The organism is Alteribacillus iranensis, from assembly GCF_900113025.1.
Taxonomy (GTDB): domain Bacteria; phylum Bacillota; class Bacilli; order Bacillales; family Marinococcaceae; genus Alteribacillus_A; species Alteribacillus_A iranensis.
Genome location: NZ_FONT01000003.1, coordinates 334,418 through 358,838 on the forward strand (window position 1 = coordinate 334,418; position 24,421 = coordinate 358,838).

Here is a 24,421-nt window from a genome sequence, read left to right on the forward strand (position 1 = left end):
AGGGGGTCCGAGCATGTCCATGAAAGGGAGGCTGTTGTCTATTGCAGTCATATTTGCTTTAACTGCTTGCTCCGAGCCAGAAGAAGCTGCACCTGTAGAAGAGGAGATACCGGAGAGCAGTGAAGCAGAAGAAATAGAGGAGGAACCAAAGGAGAACGAGGAAGAGCAACAAGAGAACGATGAGGAGGAGTCTTCAACCGGAACTTCCTCGTTTGAAGTATCGGCCCCCGATGTGTCCGCACCGAATGTGTCCGCTCCAGAAGTCAGTGCTCCGGAAGTCAGTGCCCCGGAAGTGACCGTCTCGGTGGAAGACGATGAAATTACAATGGAAGTGCCAGATCATCTCTTATTCGATTTCGACAAGTCCACGCTGCGGGAAGATGCAGTGAATTTGCTTGAAGAAATCAGTGGAGAATTAACAGAGTATGAAATGGCTGATGTGAAAATACACGGGCATACCGATAACCAGGGTGCTGCTTCTTACAATAAGAAATTATCAGAGGAACGAGCTCAAGCTGTGAAGAATTTTTTCCTCGAACAGGGAGATCTGGAGCCGTTTCATTTTACGACCAAAGGCTTTGGAGAAGAACAGCCGCTTGTTCCAAATGACAATGAAGAAAATCGTGAGAAGAATCGCCGGGTAGAAATACTAATAAAGCCAGACGATGATTAAGATAAATCATAACACCCTGTGCCGATTTGAAGAGCGTTTTCCTTGAAGAGGAGAGCGCTCTGTTTTTGTAGTTGTTACAATATGAAACAAGTATATTTGTATCTGTGAGGGCAAAGAACCACCACAATTCAAACTGTCAAAACCAACTTAATTATAGAAACACGGAGGTATTCTTGACATGACATACAAAGTGATTTTATTCGATGTAGATGATACGTTATTCGATTTCAGCATGTGTGAAAAAAGTGCATTTGACCAAGCTTTTTTGGATATGGAAGTCACAGATGCATTGCAGCTTTATCATCAAAGTTATCGGGAAATCAGTTCAAGACTGTGGAGGGAACTTGAAGAAGGGAACTGGTCGGTTGGTGAACTAGGTATCGAACGGTTTCGAAGACTGTTTCTCAAACATGAGTTGAAATTGGATGCTGAACCATTTAACCAAACGTATCTCAGTTGTTTAGCTAAAGAAGCCCATCTTGTAGAAGGAGCAGTAGAAGCGTGTCAACACCTAAGTCAGTATCGTCTTGCTGTAATTACAAATGGATTTAAGGACGTGCAGTTGTCTCGGATCCAACGCTCGCCTCTGCAAAACATGTTTGAGTGTATCATTACCTCAGAAGAAGCTGGCGCCCAGAAACCGGATGCAAGCATATTTGACTATGTCTTTAAGAAACTTAGACTTTCGAATGACGACAAGAAAGAAGTGCTCATCCTTGGTGATTCTTTAACTTCTGACATGAAGGGAGGACATGATTACGGAATAGATACTTGCTGGTTTAATCCTTCTCGAAAGGAAAATAATACTGGAATAGAGCCCACTTATGAAATAAATAAATTAGCGGAAGTATTAGAGGTGGTGACATAGTGAAAGTCGTTTTAATAGAAACGCTGTATACATTGCTTCTACTTAGTCTACTTATGGGGTGTTCTAACGATGAACAGCATAAGAGTAGTGGTGAAAATACATCTAATAAGCAGGAAAGTGAACCAGAAGCAGCGACGACCATGCCAATGGAAGAACCTGAAGTGATTGCGGATAATCTGAAGGTACCTTGGTCGATAGAGAAGTTTGAAAATACATTCTTTGTAACGGAAAGGCCGGGAAATATCGTCAAAATAAATAATGGAGAGATGGTACGGCAGCAGGTGATGTTTGATAAAGAACTCTCTACAGCTGCAGAGGCAGGGTTGTTAGGTTTTGAACTTGCTCCTGATTTTTCTGAATCCAAAACGGCTTATGCCTACTACACCTATAAAGATAATACCGGACAGTTTAACCGGATCGTGACCCTTCGTCTGGAAAATAACATATGGAAAGAAGAAAGTTTGCTACTCGATCATATCCCCAGCGGTGCCGTTCATCACGGTGGCAGGCTTGAAATTGGACCGGATGAGAAACTGTATGCCACTACAGGAGATGCTCATCAATCAGATAATGCTCAGGACCTTGACTCATTAGGAGGGAAAATATTGAGAATGAATCTAAATGGCTCAATACCTGAGGACAACCCTTATTCTCATTCATATGTATACAGTTATGGGCACCGTAATCCCCAAGGAATGACCTGGACGCCTGATGGCACGATGTATGCAAGTGAACATGGCAACGATGCCAATGATGAGATTAACAAGATAGAGGCTGGTAAAAACTACGGATGGCCTGTTATTGAAGGCAGGGAAGAACGAGAAGACATGGTTTCTCCGTTATTCACTTCTGGAGAGAATAACACGTGGGCACCTTCGGGTATAGACAATAATGGCAACCAATTATATACAGCAGCTTTAAGAGGAACTGCTGTGTTAGCATTCGATCTTGAAACAGGTAAACAAAAAGAAGTAATTACGGAATATGGCAGAATTCGAGATGTATTAATTGAAGAGAACAATCTATTTTTCATCAGTAACAATACGGATGGACGTGGAACTCCGCAGGGAAACGATGATAAGTTGTATAAAATTCTTCTGACCCCATGAAATTCCTAAACAACAATGCATGAGCCATAGAACAGACAGAGGAGAAATCCTCTGTCTGTTTCACTCTTTCTTTAAAAAATAAATATTTTCCGGGAATTTATTAAAATAACAGTTGATTAATTAATTTCAAATAGTCACTGTGGGGCATATTTCTGAAGAAACCGTTCAAGTTAATATTTGGAAATGTACTAAAAGTCGAAATCAAAAATTACCATCTTATTTGTTATAATAATGAGAGAAGGGAGGGAGGCATGTAGAAATGAAGTACATCGAAAGGCTTTCGAAACATCTGCCGACTCTTATTATCATTACAGCGATAGTGACATATCTCTCCCCCGTATACATACAAACGGTTTCATGGCTTCCTAGTTTTTTATTAGGGGTCGTTATCTTTTTTACAGGGCTTTCGATGAATCTGGAGGCTATTCGAGGAATTGGAAAAAAGAAAAGAGTATTGGTATTAGCGACTTTTTTAAAGTGGACCATCACTGTGTTTGTGTCCCTGGGGTTAGCATATCTCTTTTTCTCACAGGAACCAGATATAGCGGCCGGCCTTATTTTATCCGGTACGGTTCCGAGCGCGACAGCTGCGACACTTTACACATTTTTAGCCGGGGGAAATACAGCTCTCGTCATTATCGGTTCATTAATAGATACTGGCATTAGTCCAATCGTTACGCTTCTAGCCATGATGAATATACCTGGAAATCCAGTAACAATCACATTTATCGACTTGTTACAGTCGTTTATTTTTATCGTCATTCTTCCCCTTTCTGTTGGAATTCTAGTGCAGCGAATATATCCACAGGCGGTTCAATACTCGAGGGGCTTAACGAAATTAGGATCTTCACTCTCTTTGTTATTCATTGTACATATTATCGTTGGGGAAGGATCAGAAGCGATTGCTTCACGGATCGAAGTGCTCCCGTTATTAATCGCTGTGATTTTTATACAGGTAACCTTACCAATGGGACTCGCTTATGTGATTGCGAATAAAATTGGAGTCCAAGCAGAAGACGCGAAAGCAACCATGTTCCATGTAGGGTTATGTAATACAGCGTTAGCAGCTATATTAGCCTTTGAATTTATCGGAGAACTCGGAGCGGCCCCTCCTATTATAAACACGATTATTAATCTATCGTTCGGTTCATTTCTTGCCAATCAGTTTGGAAAAAGATTGGAGAGAAGGGGTCCTAAGCAACGCGCGGCCCATCCTCAAGAACAACGAGTCACCTACCAAGCGAAGCATCCAGGGTCCGTAAAATAAAAAAAGACGGAAAGAGAGCTGCCATGAGAGGTTGCTCTCTCTTTTTATTGGCAAGATCCTATCTCGACGCCAGGAAGGAACAAAACTTTGGAGGCAGGGCATACATAAAGAGGGAGTCCCGGTGAATATTCTAAAACACGGTCTCTATGCGATGCATCTTTAGAGGAAAGGGGGAGGGAGATGGTTTCAAAAGGGAAAAGGGCAAACCATCCTATTCGGTTTATTACCGCTGCTGCCCTGTTTGACGGACACGACGCTTCCATTAACATTATAAGACGGCTTCTCCAAGCTTCCGGGGTAGAAGTGATCCACCTTGGTCACAACCGTTCCGTGGAGGAAGTAGTGAACGCGGCGATTCAGGAGCATGTTCAAGGTATTGCGATTAGTACGTATCAAGGCGGACACGTGGAGTTCTTAAAGTATATGTATGATTTGCTGCAGAGGAAAGAAGCCAGCCATATACAAATCTTCGCGGGAGGAGGGGGCGTGATCACCTCGAGGGAAAGGGAAGAATTGATGGCCTATGGGATCAATCGAGTGTTTTCTCCAGAGGATGGCAGGAAGCTCGGATTACAAGGCATGATTGATTATATGATCCAGGAGACGGATTTTCCGGCACCGACAAAGATATTGGCGAAAGGAGAACGTCTCGAAGAGCAATGGGGAGCAGTGGCCGCCTCCATTACAAAAGCAGAGGAGAGGCAAGGGAAATCATCTGTACATGCGATGTCTTCCACAGCACAGAAAACTCCCGTATTAGGAATTACAGGCACAGGAGGGGCAGGAAAAAGCTCACTAACCGACGAGCTTGTACGACGTTACTTGAACCACTTTCAAGATCGTTCGATTGCCATTTTATCGATTGATCCTTCTAAGAAGAGGACAGGTGGAGCTTTGCTAGGTGATCGCATACGAATGAATGCGGTGAATAGCCCACGGGTGTATATGAGAAGTTTGGCAACCCGGCACTCAAAATCAGAATTAAGTACCGCGATAAAAGAAGCCATCCAGATCGTAAAGGAAGCGGGATACGATTTAGTTATTGTCGAAACGAGCGGGATAGGGCAAGGCGACACGGAAATCACTGATGTGTCTGATCTATCCATGTATGTGATGACAAGTGAATATGGGACGCCGATGCAGCTTGAAAAAATTGAGATGATTGACGTCGCTGATATTATCGTCATTAATAAGTTTGAGAGACGGGGATCGGAGGATGCGTTACGGGATGTGAGGAAACAAGTACAGCGTGCCCGTCAGTTATTTGATGTGCCTGTTGAATCGTTACCTGTCTTCGGGACAATCGCTAGTCAATTTAATGATGAAGGGACGAACGAACTGTTTGCCGCCATGATGAAAAAGCTGGAAGAGAAAGTGGGAGGAAACTGGTCGACCGATACCAATCTTGTTTCTTCTACCAAGAGGCATGTCGTCCTTCCGCCAGAACGGACGTCTTATCTCGGAGAAATCGTTCACACTGTCCGAGACTATCATCACATGATAGAGGAACAAGTAGAACGGGTAAGAAAACGTTATGCGCTTGAGTGTACGAAAGACTTGATCCAGATAGAGAAACATGAAACAAATAAGGAAGAAAGCTTTGTTACGTTTTTGGATAAAAAAATCGCCGATGTAAACCAAGACATCGATCCCCTAGCGAACAAATTAGTAGAGGAATGGCGAGAGCTAAAACAGTCCTATCAAGAAAAAACGTTAACCGTCCGCATACGTAATAAAGAAAAAGAAATGGAACTGTACACAGAATCACTGTCTGGAACGTTAATTCCCCGTATTAGTCTTCCAACCTACAAGGATCCAGGAGACATTTTGCGCTGGCGGATGAAAGAAAATCTTCCGGGATATTTTCCGTATACGGCAGGAGTATTCCCATTGAAGCGAAAAAATGAAGATCCCACCCGTCAATTTGCGGGGGAAGGAACGCCAGATCGGACGAATAAACGGTTTCATTATTTATGTGAAGGCACAACAGCCAAACGATTATCGACGGCTTTTGACAGTGTTACTCTTTATGGCCATGATCCGGAGGAACGCCCCGATATTTACGGAAAAATTGGCAATAGCGGTGTCAACGTTTGTACGTTAGATGATATGAAAAAATTGTTTAGCGGCTTTGACCTGTGTGACCCATCCACCAGTGTTTCGATGACGATTAATGGTCCAGCGCCTATCATACTTGCTATGTTTTTGAATACAGCGATTGACCAACAAGTGAAAAAATGGAAAGAAGAAAGAAAAAAAGATCCGACACGTGAAGAGTACAATCAACTTAAAGAACAAACGATGCAAACTGTAAGAGGCACGGTGCAAGCAGATATTTTAAAAGAAGACCAGGGTCAAAATACATGCATTTTCTCCACGGAATTTGCACTTCGAATGATGGGGGATATTCAACAGTATTTTATTGATCATCACATTCGTAACTATTACTCTGTGAGCATAAGCGGTTATCATATGGCAGAAGCAGGAGCCAACCCGATCACCCAGCTTGCTTTCACACTGGCGAATGGATTCACGTACGTGGAATATTACTTGAGCCGCGGCATGAGTATCGATGACTTTGCTCCGAATTTATCTTTCTTTTTCAGTAACGGGCTCGACCCTGAATATGCGGTGATGGGCCGCGTAGCGCGCAGAATATGGGCGATCGTTATCAAAAATAAATACGGTGGAAACGAAAGAAGCCAAAAGCTGAAATACCATATTCAAACGTCGGGACGCTCTCTTCATGCACAGGAAATGGATTTTAATGACATTCGTACGACGCTGCAAGCATTGATCGCGATGTATGATCATTGCAATTCCCTGCACACCAATGCGTACGATGAAGCGTATACGACTCCAACGGAACAATCGGTACGACGAGCGATGGCGATTCAAATGATTATTGATAAAGAATACGGATTAACCAAAAACGAAAACCCTCTTCAAGGTGCCTTTATCATCGAAGAACTGACTGATTTGGTAGAAGAGGCAGTATTGAAAGAACTGATGCGCCTTCACGACCGCGGCGGCGTACTTGGAGCGATGGAAACCCAGTATCAGCGCGGAAAAATTCAGGAAGAATCACTGTATTACGAGCAGAAAAAACATTCCGGAGCACTGCCGATTGTCGGAGTAAATACGTTTATGAATCCGAATGCCGAAGAAGCTGAAAGCCAAAACATGGAACTCGCACGATCTTCAAAAGAAGAAAAAGATACTCAAATTGAACAACTGCGCCCCTTTCAAAAACAGCATGAAAATGAAAGTTCTGCTGCATTAAAACGATTACAACAAGTGGCTCTTAATGGTGGCAATATCTTTGAAGCATTGATGGAAACTGTGAAAAAGGCGTCTCTCGGTCAAATCACTACCTCTCTTTATGAAGTAGGAGGCCAGTACAGAAGAAATATGTAAAAAGCCAGAAAAAGAGGATGAACAAAGAGGATGGCGGCTTGCCCGGGTCCTCTTTTTCTTTGTTTACCGAGAAACGATGGAATTGCGAACAAGAAACTTGCCATCGAAATGTATAGGAACTCCTGTCCCATCGAGTTCCGCATGTATATGAAGGTGGGGTTCACTCGTATTACCTGAGTTACCGACACGCCCGATCGGCTCCCCTTGTGTCACGTGACTTTCTTTTTCCATTGCAACGGAGCCGTTTTGCATGTGAGCGATATAAACGGTAGCATCGGTCCCCTCACAGCGTAAGGCCGCATAATTTCCTTTCGGGTGGTCTGGATCAGAATGAGGAGGAGTCTGATCAGGCAATCCGTCTCGAGCTTCGATAATTTTACCGTCACATGGGCTATACAGGGTGTCCTCGTATATGGCATACGATTCTAATTCTTTAGGATAGAGACCTGCTGTCCGCAAACCGAGGTCGTTTAATTTGGTGATATCGAGCGCATACTGTTGGGGTTCATAGCTGTTATGATAGTTCATTTGGACATGATTTCCACCATGACCTACATAATACTTTCCATCCTGCAAAGGAAAAGACAGCTCGATGGCTGTATCTTCTGTTGTGTAACTGCTGAATGCCATCACATTATAAGAACCAAAGATAAGTAAAATAAACAAATGAATGGCAAATGACCATTTTTGTTCTTTTGTCAATGGCGTGAAATAAGGAAGGGACTGTGTCTTTTTCCAAGATAGATAAAAGAAGAGAATCGGTAGAACCACCCACAGAAAACGGAGATAATATCCTAGCCAATCCCACCTTCCTGTCAGGACCGTCCATATCATATACATGGATACCGCAAGTACTTCTATCAACCATTGCAGCTTACTATGAAAGGTACCTTTCCATAGAAAAAATAATAAAAAAGCAGGCAATATAATTTGAAGGAGAAACAGTTGAATGATAGCGAACGTCAAAGTGTTCACCTCCTTTTCTTTTATCACTATACACCGAACGGAACGCAAGGAACATGCCCCATTCGTTACTTAGTACTTTTTTATTGTTTCTTTTTATATCGTTTAATGATATATTACATATAACGATATATCATTAATTGATACAATGAAAATAAGGGAGATTAAAATGGCGAGGAATGATTCATTAGAGACAGGAGAATTGACAGATACAACGTTTTATATTTTGCTTTCCCTGTTAGAGGCAAGACACGGCTATCTTATTATGAAAAATATTCAGGATTTCACAGACGGAGACGTTGCGATTGGTCCGGCATCCATGTACACGACAATAAAAAAGTTGCTTTCCGCGGGGCTCATCGAACTCTATCATGAAGAGAAAGGGAAGAGAAAGACCTACATCACTACGTCCAAAGGGCTGGACCTGTTAAAAAGTGATATGAAGCGACGTGAAAACATGATCAACCACGCAAAACAAGTATTACAAGAAAAGGGAGAAGAGGCAGAATGAAAGAAACAAAGTATGTTGGTAGCTGGGGATTGGCTTTTGCGGAAGATTTCGAAATGAGAAAACTTGCAAAACTGGCAAAGAAAGGATGGCTCCTCGAAAAAATAGGTGCGTTTGGTTATAAGCTGCGAAGAGGAGAGAAGCAGCATATTCAGTATGCGATTGATTATCAAGTACATCCAGAAGAGGAGTATTTCACGTACTTTGAAGAGGCAGGCTGGTCACATGTCGCATCTTTAGGAGAAATTCATTTCTTTACTGCACCGGAGGGAACGATACCTCTTTATACTGATCATGCAAGCCATATAAAAAAGTATGAAACGGAAAAGAAAAAAATGGGAACGATCGCTTATCCTGCTTTTATTTTGACCATTCTCTTATTTCTGTGTGATATGCTTTTTCGAAGCAGTTCAATGATTTTCGCTAACATTTCAGTCACACTAGGTGTGATACTCATTCCGGTTCTTGTGTTTACCGGTATGCCTTACGTTGCCTACACTATCAAGCTGTACCAAATGAGAAAATATAGTACCGACGGCAGGATGGACGGATAAGGAGAGATAGAGACGGGTTTCCGTGAAAAAAAGGCTGCATGATCATTAAGGGGATCACTCCAGGATGCAAACAAGCCATTCACCAAACAAAACGTATGGGATTTCACATTGAAATTCGCATGCGTTTTACTGTTGTTATACAAGAAATTGATTGTTATTCAACTAACGGTGGCGTTAATTGGAGAAGTCTTGCTAAGGGGAAGAGATATGAAGGAATTAGTTGCTTGGGCTTTGATGTTTTTTTTATTTACTTGTTACAGTATTTTGGATTATAAATTCACCGTATTTATTTTCATTATGGGGTATGAGTATTTGGTTGATTTCAATTTTATTAGGGTTTGTCGGTTTTAGACAAATAAGTGAGCCAAAAGTTATAAAAAAGCTTATATTGCTTTCAAGTTCCTTTATGGTGTTTTTGCTTATAGTAACGGGTTTGATATATTTGACAGTCACTTCCATGCCCTAACTGAAATCCAGCTAGCAGGTACGATTATTGAAGAATAAAAAAGAGCTTGGAAAATAAAGATTCCAAGCTCTTTTTGTTTGAATCATACTGAGAATTGCATATGATATTTTTGTGATTTAGCCAGCTTTTACCCTTGTGATTCATCAGTTTGCATCTAACAAGTGAACTCGTTACATGATCATGCGGTCTCTTTTTCTTATCGCAGAAGTCAGTACATCGTGTACTAGCAAACGCAAAAGTCAACGCCTCCTGCGTAAGCCAACGCAGATGTCAGCACGTCCTGTGCAAGCCAGGGTACTTGCGCTTTTTTTATTTAAAACAGATGGTGCATAAGCCACGGAAGAACCCCGCCTCCGCCACTCGGTCCTCCAGGCCCACCCGGACCACCCGGGCCATAGTCGCTACCAGGCCCGTAATAATACGGAGGACGCGGGCGTGGCCGCGGCGGACGAGGCGGTCTTGGCGGCTGTGGCTGCCCTCCGCCAGGGCGTGGCGGGGTTGGTCCAAAGTAAGGCTGGATGCCTACTAAGTCACTGTAATGAACTTGTATATACTGCCGGCGGTAACGTGGAGGAGCATACATAAACATCGATACCATGCCGGTCCGATTATTATAATCCAGCACATACGCAATAACCTGGCCATATCCTGGAATACTGGTGCGGATCCATTGATTTACATAACGTTCGATCACAGTCGGGGGTATATATTGAACAGATGGTTGTTGTCTCTCATCGTGAGGAGGATGAGGGTATTGGTCATGGAAATACAAATAAATCACCGTCCATTGAAAATGTATTTGAGTCATAAGGCATAAGCCCTTATACAGCTTATGGGAAACCAATAAAACGGTGATTTATCTAGAAAAGATTAGGCCAAATACCCGAAGGTCGCGTCCTTCCGGTGGTGGAGGTTCAATAGAGTCGAGGATGGAAACGAAGGAAAAACAGAACGATAAAAAAGAGCAGCTGGCAAAACACTAAAAACATAGGAGAGCGACCTGCAAGCTCACCAAGGACAGGAGAAAGCATTCCAGCGATTAAACCATAAGCAGCTCCTGCCATAGCTGCGTGGAAATGAAAAAGACTTCCAAATAAAAGTCCCGCCCCCATACCAAGTACTCCGGCTGCCATGCTTGTCTCTAACAGAAAGCCAGGATACATAGATGTCAATAAAAACCCACTGCAGAGAGCGAAGAAAATAGGCGGAGTCCCCGCAATATTCAAGATAATAAACGACGGGCTGTGCCGTAATGATTTCTCAGCTAAATAAAGGTACAACATGATAATAAGTCCAAAATTACCTGCAAACAAAAACCAAAGCATCCGAGTCCCTCCTGCCTGTTTACACTGATATGAGTGGTTACAAAAGTAGATGTGTTTAAGATAGAGTTATAGAAACCAACCTTAGCAACAGAAGTCTTTCCTGAAAGCTCTCCGTGTTTGTCGCTCATAGGCAGGCACTTTCCTCTTTACTAAAATATATGCAAATCTTCCGTGAAATTGACTAGAAAGTGAAAGGAATGAACCATGGAATGTTGCATATAGTGGAAGGAGAAAAGATTGTTTCTGGGAGGTGGGACGGTGGAGAAAGAGTACATGGAGGACGGCCAGCCGTTATTTTACATCGAACAGCCGGAGTGGAAACGTCCGCCGCAAACAGGACAGACCGTGTCAGTGAAGAAAAAAACAAGCGACACAGAAAACAAACGGAAAAAAAAGCGCGAAAGAGATAGGAGAAAAATACGGGAAAAAACAGTGGAACTCGAGAAGGATTCCCAAACAGAGACTGTAGGAAAAGAAGAACCAGAAGCGACACATGAGACGAAAAGAGAACAGCATGACATAAAGCAAGATGTCTTAGATACACTCGATTATTTGGAAGATGTTCCCCATTATATACACCCTGTTATTACCTGTGAAACAGAAGAAGAGTTCGTGGAAGGAAGCATTCTAGAAACGACGAATGAAACGATTACCATTCAAGAAGATCACCAAGTCGAACCAGTGAGTATAAAATTGAAAGAGATTTTGAATATTAGAATAATTAGTTTATAAATAGAAGGAGTTATGTATCAAAATAGAGAATATAATTTTATATAGAACAAAAGGAAGCATACAAGCCGATGGATAGCACTCCATCGGCTAAGGCTTCCTATTATTTTCCGTGATGGTGATGATGATGACGTTTTTTATCGATATCTCCAACAAGGTCCGGATCTAAGCATTGTACGGCGCAGAAGCAATTGAGATCAACCTCAATGCATTCGCGAGTACGCTCCACTTCATCCACATCACATAATGAAGTAGGATCTACGCAACATTTATCAAATTCGATATCCATATCCGGCTCTAACAAAGACAGTGTGGCACAGCATTTATCTTCATCAATACTCTCTACCCGGAAGAACACGGTTTGAAAGCAATCTCTTGTGCCAATGCCGCCTGTAGCATAGAAGTATTTCCCGTCTTTGCCTTGCAGCAAGAAAGGTACAGTGTCGCGTGCATCGCGGCGATTGTCTCTTCCTCTTGGACTTAGAAGGTCCGAGTAACAGCTGTTGCTGCAGCCGTCATCTCTTCTTTCTACTTTATCTTGGGCTTTTTTGATGTTAGCCAGTGCATCGCACACGCAGCTCCCTGTATCGCAACCATGTTTTTTGCAACCCATATCTTTCACTCCTTTGTGATCTGTTCCTTATCATCATATATACAGAAACCTAAAAAGGTGTTACCTATACCGGGAAAAAAAGAGAATTGGGCGAATGTGCTATTTAGAGAAAAGAAAGGAGGATTAAAACATAGAAAAAAAGGGTAGTAATGAACAGGTGAGGTGAGAGAGATGGGATATATTCCTCCGCACGTGAATGAGACAGCTTTAAAGTATGGGGAACGAATGCTTGAAAAAGGACCTGCGATCGAGCGGGTAGAACGAATACAACAATCTGTGATTCAACGGATGAACCGGGGAGGAAAGAACCCATACAAACGGGAAGAAGAAACAGCGCTGATGAAGAAAAGAAGAAAGATCGAGCAACGACTGTATGGGAAAGGTCGCCAGTTTGACGCATGGACGTAGGGACGAGAGGACGAATGTCAGAGAGGGAACGAAAATCAGCGCCCCCGGCGGCTTTTGTTAAAGTCCGCCTTTGACAGGGAGCGCTTTTTTCATTTCAAAATGAGGAATACCGGCATCCATGAATTCATCCGATGTTACTTCATACTTCAATTTCTTGTAAAAAGGAACGGCTGTGTGCTGGGCGTTAAGTTTCATGGCGGAAGCCCCTTTTTCTAAAGCTTTTTGTTCCAGCGCTTCCATTAAGAGACGTCCCGCGCCCGATTGGCGGTGAGATGGAAGAACACAGACACGTTCCGCTTTTCCGTAGTCATCGACAAGACGCAAACGGGCAGCACCAACGGCTTGATCCTCGTCATATAAGACGAAATGGAACGCTTCTTGTTCCAGCTCGTCAATTTCTAATCCCGGTGGAACGTTCTGTTCTTCGACGAATACCTGTTGTCTCACTTGAAATGCTTCCTTCTGTTCCGGCTCATTTCGTACTTCTCTTACTTTCACTGAGAACACCCTTTCTCCATAGGATATAGGAAGGATCTCGCAACTAGGATACCGATATTTTACCATAAGGAGACCAGCTCGTGATCATCTATTCAGAATGAATGTCATGAACCAATCATTCTTTTCATTCTTACAACATTCCAAATAATAGGACAGAAATGAAACGAAATATCCTTGCATATGATAGAATATAAGAAGAGGAGGAGTTCGTCATGGAAAAACCTGTACCTAGTGATGTGGTGGAAGAAGCAGCGCGTAAAGCTTTGAAAAAACGCGGCGTGGAAGTAAAAGACATCGCTCAAATTGTCTATGACATGCAAGCACCATATGTCTCTAATTTAAGCATGGATGATTGTTATGAAAGCGCGGATGCGGTCCTGTGCAAGCGGGAAATTCAGCATGCGGTGCTCGTTGGAATCGAGTTAGACGTACTCGCTGAGAAAAAACAATTGTCCGAACCGTTACAGTCCCTCGTAGAAAGTGATGAAGGATTATTCGGGGTGGACGAAACGATTGCATTGGGCTCCGTGTTCGGCTTCGGAAGTATTGCCGTTACCACATTCGGTTATTTAGATAAAGAAAAGCACGGAGTCATCAAGGAGCTTGATACAAACAAAAAGGAAGTACACACCTTCTTAGACGATCTCGTAGCAAGTATCGCGTCTAGTGCCTCGGCCCGTCTTGCTCACCGTCTCAGAGATCGGGAAGAGCATCGGGATAAATCAAAAATAAAAGAACGAGAAGACGAAGAACTCATTGGCTGATTGGCACACATGGGATATAGGACGACAGAAAGGCTCCTTGTCAGAGGGGTCTTTTGTATGGAAAGACAAGAAAGTATTCATGGAGTGATGTCTAGCTTCAGGCGCCATCGGCTCGAGGTCGCTTCAACCCTTCTCCTGGCTGCTATACCTCCTCAGGCCCACACGACGTGGGTCAGTTCGACGTTGCGCTTTTCTTGGTTAGAAAGAAAGTATAGATTTGGCGTTTTCGAAAGTTAGCTGCACGGCATAATGGCTACTAGCGGCTATACAGAAGCAAGACTCCGACAGTTCTTCCATCTTTGTGGCTATCATGCGTGCTCCTCATATAAAGTTTGGTTTTTGGATTCATGGCAACCGTAGCGACCACTTGCGAGTAAGGAGGAGAGTAAGATAAGATAAGAAAAAATGATACGAAAAGGAGTCGAGACAGGTTGATGGCAGGAAAACCACGCTGGATTTATTGGAAGCAGACATTCCGCTCAAAGTTCCAGGCAGGCTGCCTGAAAGCAAAGTTAGAAGACAATTGGCATAACGGGTATGAAGTAGGACCGTTTGTTGAGATACGAAAATTAAAGACAAATAAATATGTCGTGCGCTATACATATGATGAATCGTAATAACGATGGAGTCTCATTTAGCCACGCATGACCAATAACAAGACCTGCCTCTGTTGAAATCTCCCTTTTATAAAGGGTGCATTTTATGTGAGGAGGTCTTTTTTGAAAGAATGGAAGCCTCTTGTGAAAGCGCTGCGAAGTCTTGTAACTTAAAACACCCCCGGAAGAAATGTTCCGAGGGTGAGTGAAAAACCAATTATTCCTGTGGTTTTACCATTTTGGCTGGATCTACGATTTCATTAAACTGTTCTTCGGTCAAGAGGCCGCTCTCCAAGGCTGCTTCCTTGAGGGTCTGGCCTTTTTCGTGAGCTGTTTTTGCGATTTTTGCAGCATTTTCATAGCCGATATGCGGGTTAAGAGCTGTAACGAGCATAAGAGAATTGTTCAGATGCTCTGAAATCTTTTCTTTGTTCGGTTCAAGGCCAACCGCACATTTGTCATTAAACGAAATCATCGCTTCTGCAAGAAGATAAGAGGATTGCAGGAAGTTATAAATGATCACTGGTTTAAATACGTTTAATTCAAAATTCCCTTGGCTTGCAGCAAACCCGATCGTGGCGTCATTTCCCATCACTTGGGAAGTAACCATAGTGAGCGCTTCGGACTGAGTAGGGTTCACTTTACCTGGCATAATGGAGCTGCCTGGCTCATTCGCTGGAATAATGATCTCGCTTAAACCAGAACGCGGACCGCTCGAAAGCCAGCGAACATCATTGGCAATTTTCATCAAGTCAGCCGCAAGTCCTTTTAAAGCACCATGGGCATAGTTGATTTCGTCATGACTTGTGAGCGCATGGAACTTATTCGGAGCAGAACGGAAAGTTTTTTGAGTAACCTTGCTGATTTCTTCTGCTACATAGTCACCGAATTTCGGATGGGCATTGATTCCGGTACCTACGGCAGTACCGCCAATCGCCAAATCTTTTACATGATCAATGCTTTGTTTGATCATTTCTTCACTCTTTTCAAGCATACGATGCCATCCGCTGATTTCTTGTCCGAGTGTCAGAGGAGTCGCATCTTGCAAGTGAGTACGTCCAATTTTAATAATATCATCAAATTGTTCCTGTTTTTCTGCAAAAGTCTTTTTCAAGATGTCAATGGCAGGCAGGACATCGTTTTCTACTTTTTCCACCGCTGCGATGTGCATGGCTGTAGGGAACGTGTCATTGGAACTTTGTGAACGGTTGACATCATCGTTTGGGTGAACGGTAAGATCCGAACCTTCTTGTTTTAAAATTTCTGTCGCACGGCGGGCCAGGACTTCGTTCATGTTCATATTGGATTGCGTACCGCTTCCTGTCTGCCATACAACGAGAGGGAAATGGTCGTCGAGTTCACCAGCTAGAACTTCATCTGCCGCTTTTACGATCGCGTCTGCTTTTTCTTGTTCGATGTTGTCGAGACGCTTGTTCGCAAGTGCGGTGGATCTTTTCAAGATAGCAAAGGCATGCACGACTTCCAAAGGCATTTTCTCTTTGCCGATTTTAAAGTTTTCCAAACTGCGTTGCGTTTGGGCTCCCCAATGTTTATCTGCGGGTACTTTCATTTCTCCGAGTGTGTCTTTTTCAATTCTGTAGTCCATCTCCACTATTCCTCCTGCTATTATTTTTACTAGTGCTTTTCCTTCGCGAAGAAGAAGGAAGATAAAATCCCTCTTCATTATATCTCAAACCTGCTATGAATCCAAAGGGAGCTTTTCTTAAACTGTGTAGCGACTGTTTCTACAAAAAAGCTGTCCGGCACATACCGAACAGCTCACACTCTCTTGCCTATTAATAAGGGTCAGATTTGTGACTTTTATCTACCGCATCCTCGGCCGCTTCTTTGTCATCGATCGAACCTTGGGTAAAGCCAACCCACTTGGATTCACGCCCAGGTAGTTGGTCGTCTTTCATTTCCTCCAACTCTTTCATTTTTTTCTCCATGCCTTCTTTTACACGGCGGCCATAATCTTTATCGGCCTTGGTGAAGTGATCGATCATCGCATCCTGGATTCGCTTATCGCAAATGGCCAAGGCGTCTGAAAGATTTTTAATGAGTTCTTCGCGCTCCCATTCTTCAAAGTTTCGGTACGTTTCGCCGGCTTGTCCGTAGTTGTTTGGACGATCAATCGGCGCTGTCAAAGCCTCCGCATTATACGTTGGGCGATGGGGCTTCCGGTCTTTTTCGCTTGCTTCTTCTAAACCGCCTATCATGGATGGTTCATAGTTGATATGCGGATTGCCTCCGGACTCATTTGGATCCCGGTGATCGAGCTGGCCGCGGTGCTGATTGGTACGCACTTTTGTTTTTGGTGCATTGACCGGCAGTTGGAGATAGTTCGAGCCTACACGGTAACGCTGGGTGTCCGAATAGGAAAATGTACGCCCGATAAGCATTTTATCATCGGAGAAGTCCATTCCATCGACAAGGACGCCGGTTCCAAACGACGCTTGTTCGATTTCTGCATGGAAATCTTTCGGATTCTGATCGAGTACCATGCGTCCGACCGGGAGCCATGGAAATTTATCTTCCGGCCACAGTTTTGTGTCGTCCAGAGGATCAAAGTCAAGCTCCGGATGATAGCCATCTTCCATGATTTGCACGTACAATTCCCACTCTGGATACTCTCCACGTTCAATCGCTTCATATAAATCTTGTGTCGCATGAGACACATTTTTAGCTTGAATGCGATTCGCTTCTTCTTGTGTTAAGTTGCGGATTCCCTGTTTCGGCTCCCAGTGGTACTTCACAAGTACTGCTTTCCCTTCTTCGTTCACCCATTTGTACGTATTTACACCGGAACCTTGCATATGACGGTACGTAGCGGGGATGCCCCACGGGGAAAACAAGAAAGTGATCATATGTGTCGCTTCAGGGGAACGAGACACGAAATCAAACATTCGCTCTGGATTCGGTACGTTCGACGCCGGATCCGGTTTGAAGGCATGAATCATATCGGGGAATTTCATCGCATCGCGAACAAAAAATATTTTTAAGTTATTTCCAACAATATCCCAGTTTCCGTCCTCCGTGTACATTTTTACGGCAAAGCCTCGTGGATCCCGTGCTGTTTCCGGAGAATCTTTTGCTCCCGCTACTGTAGAGAAACGAACCATGAGGGGAGTCTTTTTTCCTTTGCCGGAAAAGACTTTGGCACGGGTATACTTTTCTATCGGTTCATCTCCGACTGTTCCATATGTTTCAAAATAACCAAATGCCCCGCTTCCACGAGCATGTACGACTCGTTCCGGTACTTCTTCACGGTCGAAGTGAGACATTTTTTCAAGAAAATGATAATTTTCCATTGTGGCTGGGCCGCGATTTCCAATCGTGCGCAAATTTTGGTTGTCTGTAACGGGGCGGCCTTGACGTGTCGTCAACTGTTCGCGTTTTACGTCGTCTTTTTTGTTCGATCCATTGTTTTTGTTGTCAGCCAAACAAAAAACCTCCTTGAACTATTTTTTACGTTGGCAGCTATTGCTTCTAATGTTAGGGAGAAACGTGTGGGCGTGGCGTGGCTCCAATAGGAACACACCTAGAGACACAGTACCCCGACTAACTGCTTACCAAACATTAACAAACGATGAACATTTTTCATCCATCAGTGATATGCTTATTCGGTAGAGGTCAAAAACATACGAATATTTTTGGGCGAATATTTTGGGGACGTAGAAATGGGTGAAGAGGAAATGTGCAAAGTTGATTTGCAACGTCCCAGTCACCTGTTTAGAATTCATTGCTTGTGGTGTAGGTTCATTCCATAGGAAGACAACTGACAGGAAAGGAAAAACATAGATGGACAACGAAATGGTGAAAGGAATGGATGTTTTCCCATAGAATAGGAAAGCAAAAGCCAACGAAATGTTAGTGAACAGATGAGGGTGTTTCTTATGGATCATAAAGTAGAGGAGTTTGTGAAGAAACTAGTGGATGAGACGGACGTGCAGAAGGAGGAACGGGATGGGTTATATAACAAGTGGCTGAATCAGGTGTATAGGATCCGCGACGAGTACCTGAAACAAGGGAAATCGCTGGAAGACGCTACACATGACGCGATGGAGACGTTTGAAAAAGAAGGGAAGAGAAGGGAACGGCTGGCGCAGGCGATTCCTGTTCGGAAAGAATGGTTGGTACTTCTTGCGGGGGTAGGATTTCTCTTTACCATCGGACAGTATCTCTATGTGTTAATCGGGGAAAAAGTGGCGCTTTTTCATTTGCTGAGTAATATCGTTGGGCATTCAGTGGTGCTATTCCTCGCCCTCTATCGCCCCTTTCTTCGCCAGCGGAAAATATGGCTCAGTCTGGCTCTTCTTTTCCATGTCCTGCTACTTATCGGAAATGCGGCTGTTCACCCGGCGGCTAGGGGAGACCACCCTTTGTGGTTCATTGGTTTTGGAGGGATGGTTCTCTTCAATGTGATTCTTCTTTATCGAACTGTATTGGCATATCCCAAGGACAGTCGAACGAAAACTCATCGGCGCATTCTTCATCTTGTTAATATTACTTTAGGTTTGATTACAGGAATACCGGCTGTGTTCGTTTATTGGTTCATGATAGCATTTGGTATGCCTGCACAGATTTTATTTTATTTTTTTGTTCCATTGATTGGCTGGATTCTTTTGTATATCGCACAAGTACTGCTCGCACGCCGTTACCCGAAAGCAGCGGTAAGTAGTCTCGCCTTAACGGTCATCATGCTTGGGCTTCTTTGGTGGCCGTGGCTGGCCGGTTATTTTCAATTAGAGATAGGGTTTGGCCCATTTCATGAGTGAGAGGAGGGAGACGGTGAACAAAAAAGCGTTAATCCTTTTATTTAGTATGATTGCGTTGGTAACAGGAGGACTAGTGACGGCAGGACTCATCGTAACATCCGAGGAAGAGGCGCGCCCTGTTTTCACCGGAGAATACAGTCTCGGTCCAAACGATGAGCTTGCTTATGTAATAGAGAGAAAAGGAGTTCACACTCTTTTCGCGCAAATGGGAGACGGTCACCCCGCGCCAGTATATCAAGCGGAGGAGGAGTGGGAAATCCATGCTCCTGTATTTACGGGGGAGACAGAAATCACATTCGTTGAAACTACAGGAGAGCCAAAGGAACCACCAGGGAAACAGGAGTTTCAACTCGTACATAGTGACGTAAAGACAGCAACGGTCGAAAACGGAGAAACAACGACAGTTCTTGACGCGCGAGGATACATTACCGAACTTCTTTATGACGACGCAAAGGATCGTTTGATCGTCAACGGGGTCCATATGAGCACAGAAAAGAAACCAGAAGTAGGATTTATCCCGTATGAGTCCGCCCTGTATATATTGAGCCGGGACGGTGATGTGGAAAAAATTCGTTCTTTTGATGCTTACTCTCCAGGATCATTACAAATCACGAAAGAGGGTGAACATCTATTCATGATCCTGCCGGATGACTTTGAAGAGGTCACTCCTGAATCCATGTTTGAAGCGACTGAAAGAATATATGAAATGAAGATAGATGACCTGTCGGCTCTCCAAGTCGTTTCCAAGGAAGACAGTGACATTCCGATTAGTGAATTCGTTTTAGTGGGAGATGGCACCCAGATGCTGTATCAAACCATTATGAATTGGGGAGAGGGCGGGACATATCTGTATGACACCGTGTGGTTCGACCGTTCGACAAAGAAAGAGGGAAAGCGGCTTCACATCAATGAGGCGGTCATGAACGCCAAACTGAATGAAGAAGGGTCATGGCTGTATTACGTGAAAATGAGTCAAAAAGCAGACCAAACGAGACAGTACGGTCTCTACCGCTTTGATGTAACCGGGGAGAAAAAGGAAGAAAAACTGAACATAGAAGAGAGGATTCAAGAAGGAGAAGCCTCTTCGTAACAGCGCAGGCACCACATGAACCTCATGCTTAACGGTCATAGGGGAATCGAGCGCAAAAGAAGCTCTCTAGACATGGCAGGAAGTGCTTTTTCTGATAAACTTGTGATAGGAAGTGAGAGAAGTGGAGGAGGAATGCTAGTGAAACCTTATGTGTATCTAACTCGAAAAATGCCTCCAGCGATTGTCGAAAAGCTGGAAAGAGAGTGCCGCGTATCCATGTGGGAAAAGGAAGAAGAGCCGGTTCCCGCGGAAGTGCTTGCACGTGAAATAGAAAAAGCAGACGGGATTTATTGCACGGTATCAGATCCGATTCCAAGAGAGCTCATTGAAAAAGCAGCACGCTTGAAAATCATTTCCACGATGGCAGTCGGCTACAATAACATTGATGTCGACGCAGCTGCAGAAAAAAACATTCTCGTCGCGCATACGCCAGGTGTGTTGACGGAAACGACGGCTGATTTAACATTTGCTCTTTTAATGGCAGCCGCAAGAAGGCTCCCGGAAGGAATCGATACCATCCGGAATGACGAGTGGGGAGCATGGGTCCCGTTTTTCCTCACCGGACAGGACATTCATCACTCCCGACTCGGCATTATCGGGATGGGACGGATCGGGGAAGCCGTAGCACGGCGGGGAACCGGCTTTCGGATGGATATTGTGTATCACAACCGCAGCCGGAAACCGGAGGCAGAACGAGACATAGGAGCGCGTTATGTCGAGCTCGATGAATTATTAGAAACCTCTGACTTTGTTTGTGTGACAGCCCCGTATACGAAAGAAACCCATCATATCATTGACAAGGATGCGTTACATAAAATGAAAGAATCCGCTATTCTGGTGAACAGTTCACGAGGTGGAACAGTAGATGAAGATGCGCTGTATGATGCCTTGAAACATGGCAGCATCCGCGGAGCAGGGCTGGACGTCTTTGAAAACGAACCGATTCGTTCCGACCATCCTCTTTTGTCCCTGCCTAATGTGACGGCCCTTCCTCATATTGGCAGTGCCAGTGAAAAGACGAGGTGGAAAATGGCCCACATGGCTGCGGATCATCTGCTTCAAGCCTTTCGAGGAGAAGAGCCGGATCACGTTGTAGTAAAGCCTTCATCATGAAAGAATCACCGTTCACATCCTGTGCAAGTGCGGGCGCTTGCGCTTTTCTGATTGTCTGGCTGCAGCGCCCACTCGCTTGAGGTTGCTTCAGGCAGCTGGCAGAAGCCAAAAAACGGCTGCTGCCAGTTGCCTTCCAGCACTTGTCACTCGTGAGCAGGCGCCTTTCGCTTTTCTATTGTCTAGCTCCAGCGCCTAGCCGCTCTGGAGGCCCACACGATGTGGGTCGGGTCGGCGTTGTCTCAGGACGAGACGGTTTTAGCCGATCTTCCAACTCGGTGCAGACAATGAAAGGAAAGAGCGCCTTTCTTTGCTGCCCCTCCAGAACCTGTCGCGGGCCCACACGACGTGGGTCAGTTCGACGTTGTCACAGGACGTGACGTTCTTAGTCGAACATCCTTACATGCTTTCGCTTTTCTATTTATAATGGCCGCCGATTTTTTTTGCGCGGAGCTGGGCTTGGCCGGCTTCTGTTAAGGAGGAAGCATGCATGATGGCGTCGCTTCCATAGCGGGATTTTAAAGCATCGACGGTTTGGTTTAAGGCTTCCCGGTCTTGAATCGGGTGAAAAAGATTTAATTGCCGGTAGCTGTCTGGCGTCAAACCGTCGAGGGTCACTCCGATGCTCCTCACAGGATAGCCATCCCAATGCTCTTGAAACAACCGGGCAGCGGCCTCATAAATGACGACGCCATCGTTTGTATAATCCTCTAATTTCTGCTGGCGGTGAAATCCAGAAGGAAGGTCAAAGTCATGGCCGCCCGCCCCGGTGGATACCGTGATCCCCATATACCGGTTGGCGCGCGCACGGCGAGCCACTTCTTCGCTCAATTCCCGAAGTACGACTTTGATTTCTTTCCAAGTGTAGTAGTCGCGAGGCAGTGTCATATGATGGCCAATCGCTTTTTGACGAATATGCGTATCCGTCGTGACAGGAGAAGGGTCCCATCCCCAAGCGGTCCGCCAAAGTAACTCTCCATTAATACCCCAGCGTTTTTTCAGCGGGTCTAACGGAAAGCGGGCGAGATGACCGATGGTGCGAATGCCCATCCCTTTTAAGTGACGCTCCATCCGTTTTCCGACGCCGAACATATTGCCAATCGGCAGCGGCCATAAATCAGATTCCAGATTGGTTTCGGTCAAGGTAAATATCCCTTTTGGCGTTTTTTTCGCGAAATGATCGCAAGCCATTTTGGCAAGTACTTTTGTCGTGCCAATGCCGACACGCGCGTTGACTCCGAGCATTCGTTTGATTTGACGGATCATCCGCAAGGCTGCCTCTTCGGCGCTTTCTTGAAACAAATCGAGCGAGTGCGTCATTTCTACAAAAATCTCATCAATGCTGTAAGGTTCTACTTCATCGCTGAATGATTCCAACACAGCCCCTATTTCAATAGAAGCGTCGATATAAGACTGCATGCGCGGTGGGATGACGACAAGGTCAGGACATTTGTTTTCTGCTTCCCACAGCGCTTCTGCCGTTTGCACTCCCCATTTTTTGGCAATGGGACAAGCAGCGAGAATGACACCGCTTCGAATAGAAGGGTCCCCCGCGACGACGACCGGTTTATCCTCCAGCGCAGGATGATATACTTTTTCCAGGCTGGCGTAAAAAGACTGCATATCTACTAGAAAAACGGTTCGCTCCATGTACATCGCCTCACAACGTGTTTCTGTTTCTTAGATTCTCGATCCAATACGACGGTTTCTCTTTATTATATGCAAACTTTTGTTCGTATATCAACTACAAGAAGCAACCAATTTTTTGAAAGAGAGAAGAAACCTATTGTGATTTCTAGGCATTCGTACTAGAATATGAGAGGGGTAAATAATTCTAAATATTCTTTCTTCTTTTTACGACAAATTACGATAACGAATAAAGGAAGGGGTAGAGGAATGATCGATTCTCATATTCATTTGCATTTGTATGATGAAGTGGAAGCCAGAATTGAGAAGTGGCGAGAGTATGGGGTAGAAAAAGTAGTTGCTGTGTCTAGTGACTTGGCCTCTTCTTACCGCACCTTGGAGCTAAAAGAAAGATTTCCGGATTTTATTTTAGCTGGGGTCGGCTTTCATCCAGAAAAACCTATTCCTCCCCGAGCTGACATTGAAGAATGGAAATGTCTGCTTCATGTGGAACGCGACAATATTTCCTGTGTGGGGGAAATCGGTCTTCCTCATTATGAATTGGGAACTCTTCCTGAAACGCTTGCCCATCATGCGGAAGTATTTAAAGAGTATATTGCAGCCGCCCGTACATACCGACTTCCTGTCGCCCTTCATGCCGTCCATGACAAGGCAGCTGTCGCTTATGACATTTTACAAGAAGAAGCGCCTCGGCTGCCAGCTCACTTTCACTGGTTAAAAGCACCTACAGACGTCGTGAAAAAAATGGCGCGGGCAGGTTATTTTATCTCCGTCACGCCAGAAGTCTGTTACCGGGAAAGAGACCAACGCTTGGCCGCATTAATACCAGACGATCAATTGTTGATTGAAACAGATGGTCCGTGGCCGTTTCGCGGTCCTTTCTCAGGAGAGCTGACTACTCCGCTTCTTTTGAAAAAAGTGATTTCATTTCTCGCTGGTCAAAGAAAGGAAGAGCGCGACTCACTTCGGGCCCAGCTCGCAAAAAATGCACTCCGTCTGTATGTTTGAGCCACAACAGGCACGGGAAAAGGTTACCAT

Annotated in this window: 23 protein-coding genes; 15 read left to right on the plus strand and 8 right to left on the minus strand. The window is 44.4% G+C overall.

All coding sequences use genetic code 11. The features are described 5' to 3' along the window. The first annotated feature begins 13 nt into the window (after positions 1 to 13). From BM095_RS09355 to icmF, 5 genes are all read left to right on the plus strand, one after another. The gene (locus BM095_RS09355; protein ID WP_091660682.1) at positions 14 to 673 is read left to right on the plus strand and encodes an OmpA family protein; all 660 of its coding nucleotides are present in this window, start codon (positions 14 to 16) and stop codon (positions 671 to 673) included. Positions 674 to 851: 178 nt separating this feature from the next. Further along, entirely contained in the window at positions 852 to 1,541 is a 690-nt protein-coding gene (locus BM095_RS09360) for a YjjG family noncanonical pyrimidine nucleotidase (RefSeq protein ID WP_091660684.1), read from the plus strand. A 53-nt stretch (positions 1,542 to 1,594) separates the two neighbouring features. Beyond that, a complete protein-coding gene (locus BM095_RS09365) occupies positions 1,595 to 2,650 on the plus strand; it encodes a PQQ-dependent sugar dehydrogenase (protein ID WP_091661002.1) in 1,056 nt (351 codons plus the stop codon). Between the two features lie 259 nt (positions 2,651 to 2,909). Next, positions 2,910 to 3,917: a bile acid:sodium symporter family protein gene (locus BM095_RS09370; protein ID WP_091660687.1), complete on the plus strand. Its 1,008-nt coding sequence runs from the start codon at positions 2,910 to 2,912 to the stop codon at positions 3,915 to 3,917. Positions 3,918 to 4,097: 180 nt separating this feature from the next. Continuing rightward, a complete protein-coding gene (gene icmF / locus BM095_RS09375) occupies positions 4,098 to 7,334 on the plus strand; it encodes a fused isobutyryl-CoA mutase/GTPase IcmF (protein WP_091660690.1) in 3,237 nt (1,078 codons plus the stop codon). Positions 7,335 to 7,397: 63 nt separating this feature from the next. On the opposite strand, the gene BM095_RS09380 is transcribed toward icmF, so the two are convergent. Next, complete coding sequence (locus BM095_RS09380) at positions 7,398 to 8,300, minus strand: M23 family metallopeptidase (RefSeq protein WP_091660692.1); 903 nt, start codon at positions 8,298 to 8,300, stop codon at positions 7,398 to 7,400. A gap of 166 nt (positions 8,301 to 8,466) precedes the next feature. Between BM095_RS09380 and BM095_RS09385 the strand changes: the two genes are divergently transcribed. Both BM095_RS09385 and BM095_RS09390 read left to right on the plus strand, forming a co-directional pair. Beyond that, a complete protein-coding gene (locus BM095_RS09385) occupies positions 8,467 to 8,808 on the plus strand; it encodes a PadR family transcriptional regulator (protein WP_091660695.1) in 342 nt (113 codons plus the stop codon). After that, positions 8,805 to 9,359 (plus strand): DUF2812 domain-containing protein, encoded by a 555-nt coding sequence (locus BM095_RS09390; protein WP_091660697.1) that lies wholly within the window; start codon positions 8,805 to 8,807, stop codon positions 9,357 to 9,359. The genes BM095_RS09385 and BM095_RS09390 overlap by 4 nt, the downstream gene beginning before the upstream one ends. Before the next feature lie 779 nt (positions 9,360 to 10,138). Here the strand turns inward: BM095_RS09390 and BM095_RS16385 are convergent. Together BM095_RS16385 and BM095_RS09400 are read right to left on the minus strand one after the other, a co-directional pair. Then, positions 10,139 to 10,633 carry a hypothetical protein gene (locus BM095_RS16385; RefSeq protein WP_143083208.1) on the minus strand — a complete coding sequence of 165 codons (495 nt, stop codon included), beginning with the start codon at positions 10,631 to 10,633 and terminating at the stop codon, positions 10,139 to 10,141. A gap of 106 nt (positions 10,634 to 10,739) precedes the next feature. Beyond that, complete coding sequence (locus tag BM095_RS09400) at positions 10,740 to 11,150, minus strand: hypothetical protein (RefSeq protein WP_091660702.1); 411 nt, start codon at positions 11,148 to 11,150, stop codon at positions 10,740 to 10,742. Positions 11,151 to 11,408: 258 nt separating this feature from the next. Between BM095_RS09400 and BM095_RS09405 the strand changes: the two genes are divergently transcribed. Beyond that, complete coding sequence (locus BM095_RS09405) at positions 11,409 to 11,882, plus strand: hypothetical protein (RefSeq protein WP_143083209.1); 474 nt, start codon at positions 11,409 to 11,411, stop codon at positions 11,880 to 11,882. Between the two features lie 100 nt (positions 11,883 to 11,982). Here BM095_RS09405 and BM095_RS09410 read toward each other — a convergent pair whose 3' ends face one another. After that, complete coding sequence (locus BM095_RS09410) at positions 11,983 to 12,492, minus strand: CotY/CotZ family spore coat protein (RefSeq protein WP_091660709.1); 510 nt, start codon at positions 12,490 to 12,492, stop codon at positions 11,983 to 11,985. A 171-nt stretch (positions 12,493 to 12,663) separates the two neighbouring features. On the opposite strand from BM095_RS09410, the gene BM095_RS09415 reads away from it, so the two are divergent. Beyond that, a complete protein-coding gene (locus BM095_RS09415) occupies positions 12,664 to 12,900 on the plus strand; it encodes a hypothetical protein (RefSeq protein ID WP_091660712.1) in 237 nt (78 codons plus the stop codon). A gap of 57 nt (positions 12,901 to 12,957) precedes the next feature. Here the strand turns inward: BM095_RS09415 and BM095_RS09420 are convergent, their stop codons facing one another. Then, positions 12,958 to 13,398, minus strand: a complete 441-nt coding sequence (locus BM095_RS09420) for a GNAT family N-acetyltransferase (protein WP_091660715.1) — start codon at positions 13,396 to 13,398, stop codon at positions 12,958 to 12,960. A gap of 212 nt (positions 13,399 to 13,610) precedes the next feature. On the opposite strand from BM095_RS09420, the gene BM095_RS09425 reads away from it, so the two are divergent. Further along, a complete protein-coding gene (locus tag BM095_RS09425) occupies positions 13,611 to 14,162 on the plus strand; it encodes a phosphatidylglycerophosphatase A family protein (protein WP_091660718.1) in 552 nt (183 codons plus the stop codon). Positions 14,163 to 14,596: 434 nt separating this feature from the next. Continuing rightward, the gene (locus BM095_RS09430) at positions 14,597 to 14,779 is read left to right on the plus strand and encodes a hypothetical protein (RefSeq protein WP_091660721.1); all 183 of its coding nucleotides are present in this window, start codon (positions 14,597 to 14,599) and stop codon (positions 14,777 to 14,779) included. 196 nt (positions 14,780 to 14,975) lie between these two features. Here BM095_RS09430 and fumC read toward each other — a convergent pair whose 3' ends face one another. Together fumC and BM095_RS09440 are read right to left on the minus strand one after the other, a co-directional pair. Continuing rightward, complete coding sequence (gene fumC, locus BM095_RS09435; RefSeq protein WP_091660724.1) at positions 14,976 to 16,364, minus strand: class II fumarate hydratase; 1,389 nt, start codon at positions 16,362 to 16,364, stop codon at positions 14,976 to 14,978. Between the two features lie 190 nt (positions 16,365 to 16,554). Continuing rightward, positions 16,555 to 18,201 (minus strand): catalase, encoded by a 1,647-nt coding sequence (locus tag BM095_RS09440; protein ID WP_091660726.1) that lies wholly within the window; start codon positions 18,199 to 18,201, stop codon positions 16,555 to 16,557. Between the two features lie 453 nt (positions 18,202 to 18,654). Here BM095_RS09440 and BM095_RS09445 point away from each other — a divergent pair, with 453 nt between their 5' ends. The 3 genes from BM095_RS09445 (at position 18,655) to BM095_RS09455 (ending at position 21,739) form a co-directional block, all read left to right on the plus strand. Further along, complete coding sequence (locus BM095_RS09445; protein WP_091660729.1) at positions 18,655 to 19,536, plus strand: hypothetical protein; 882 nt, start codon at positions 18,655 to 18,657, stop codon at positions 19,534 to 19,536. Between the two features lie 13 nt (positions 19,537 to 19,549). Beyond that, complete coding sequence (locus BM095_RS09450) at positions 19,550 to 20,626, plus strand: hypothetical protein (protein ID WP_091660736.1); 1,077 nt, start codon at positions 19,550 to 19,552, stop codon at positions 20,624 to 20,626. A 138-nt stretch (positions 20,627 to 20,764) separates the two neighbouring features. Beyond that, positions 20,765 to 21,739: a 2-hydroxyacid dehydrogenase gene (locus BM095_RS09455; protein WP_091661004.1), complete on the plus strand. Its 975-nt coding sequence runs from the start codon at positions 20,765 to 20,767 to the stop codon at positions 21,737 to 21,739. Positions 21,740 to 22,153: 414 nt separating this feature from the next. Here the strand turns inward: BM095_RS09455 and BM095_RS09460 are convergent, their stop codons facing one another. After that, the gene (locus tag BM095_RS09460) at positions 22,154 to 23,392 is read right to left on the minus strand and encodes a DNA polymerase IV (RefSeq protein ID WP_091660740.1); all 1,239 of its coding nucleotides are present in this window, start codon (positions 23,390 to 23,392) and stop codon (positions 22,154 to 22,156) included. A 240-nt stretch (positions 23,393 to 23,632) separates the two neighbouring features. Between BM095_RS09460 and BM095_RS09465 the strand changes: the two genes are divergently transcribed. Further along, positions 23,633 to 24,391, plus strand: coding sequence for a TatD family hydrolase (locus BM095_RS09465; protein ID WP_091660755.1), 759 nt, complete (start codon positions 23,633 to 23,635; stop codon positions 24,389 to 24,391). The last annotated feature ends 30 nt before the right edge of the window (positions 24,392 to 24,421 follow it).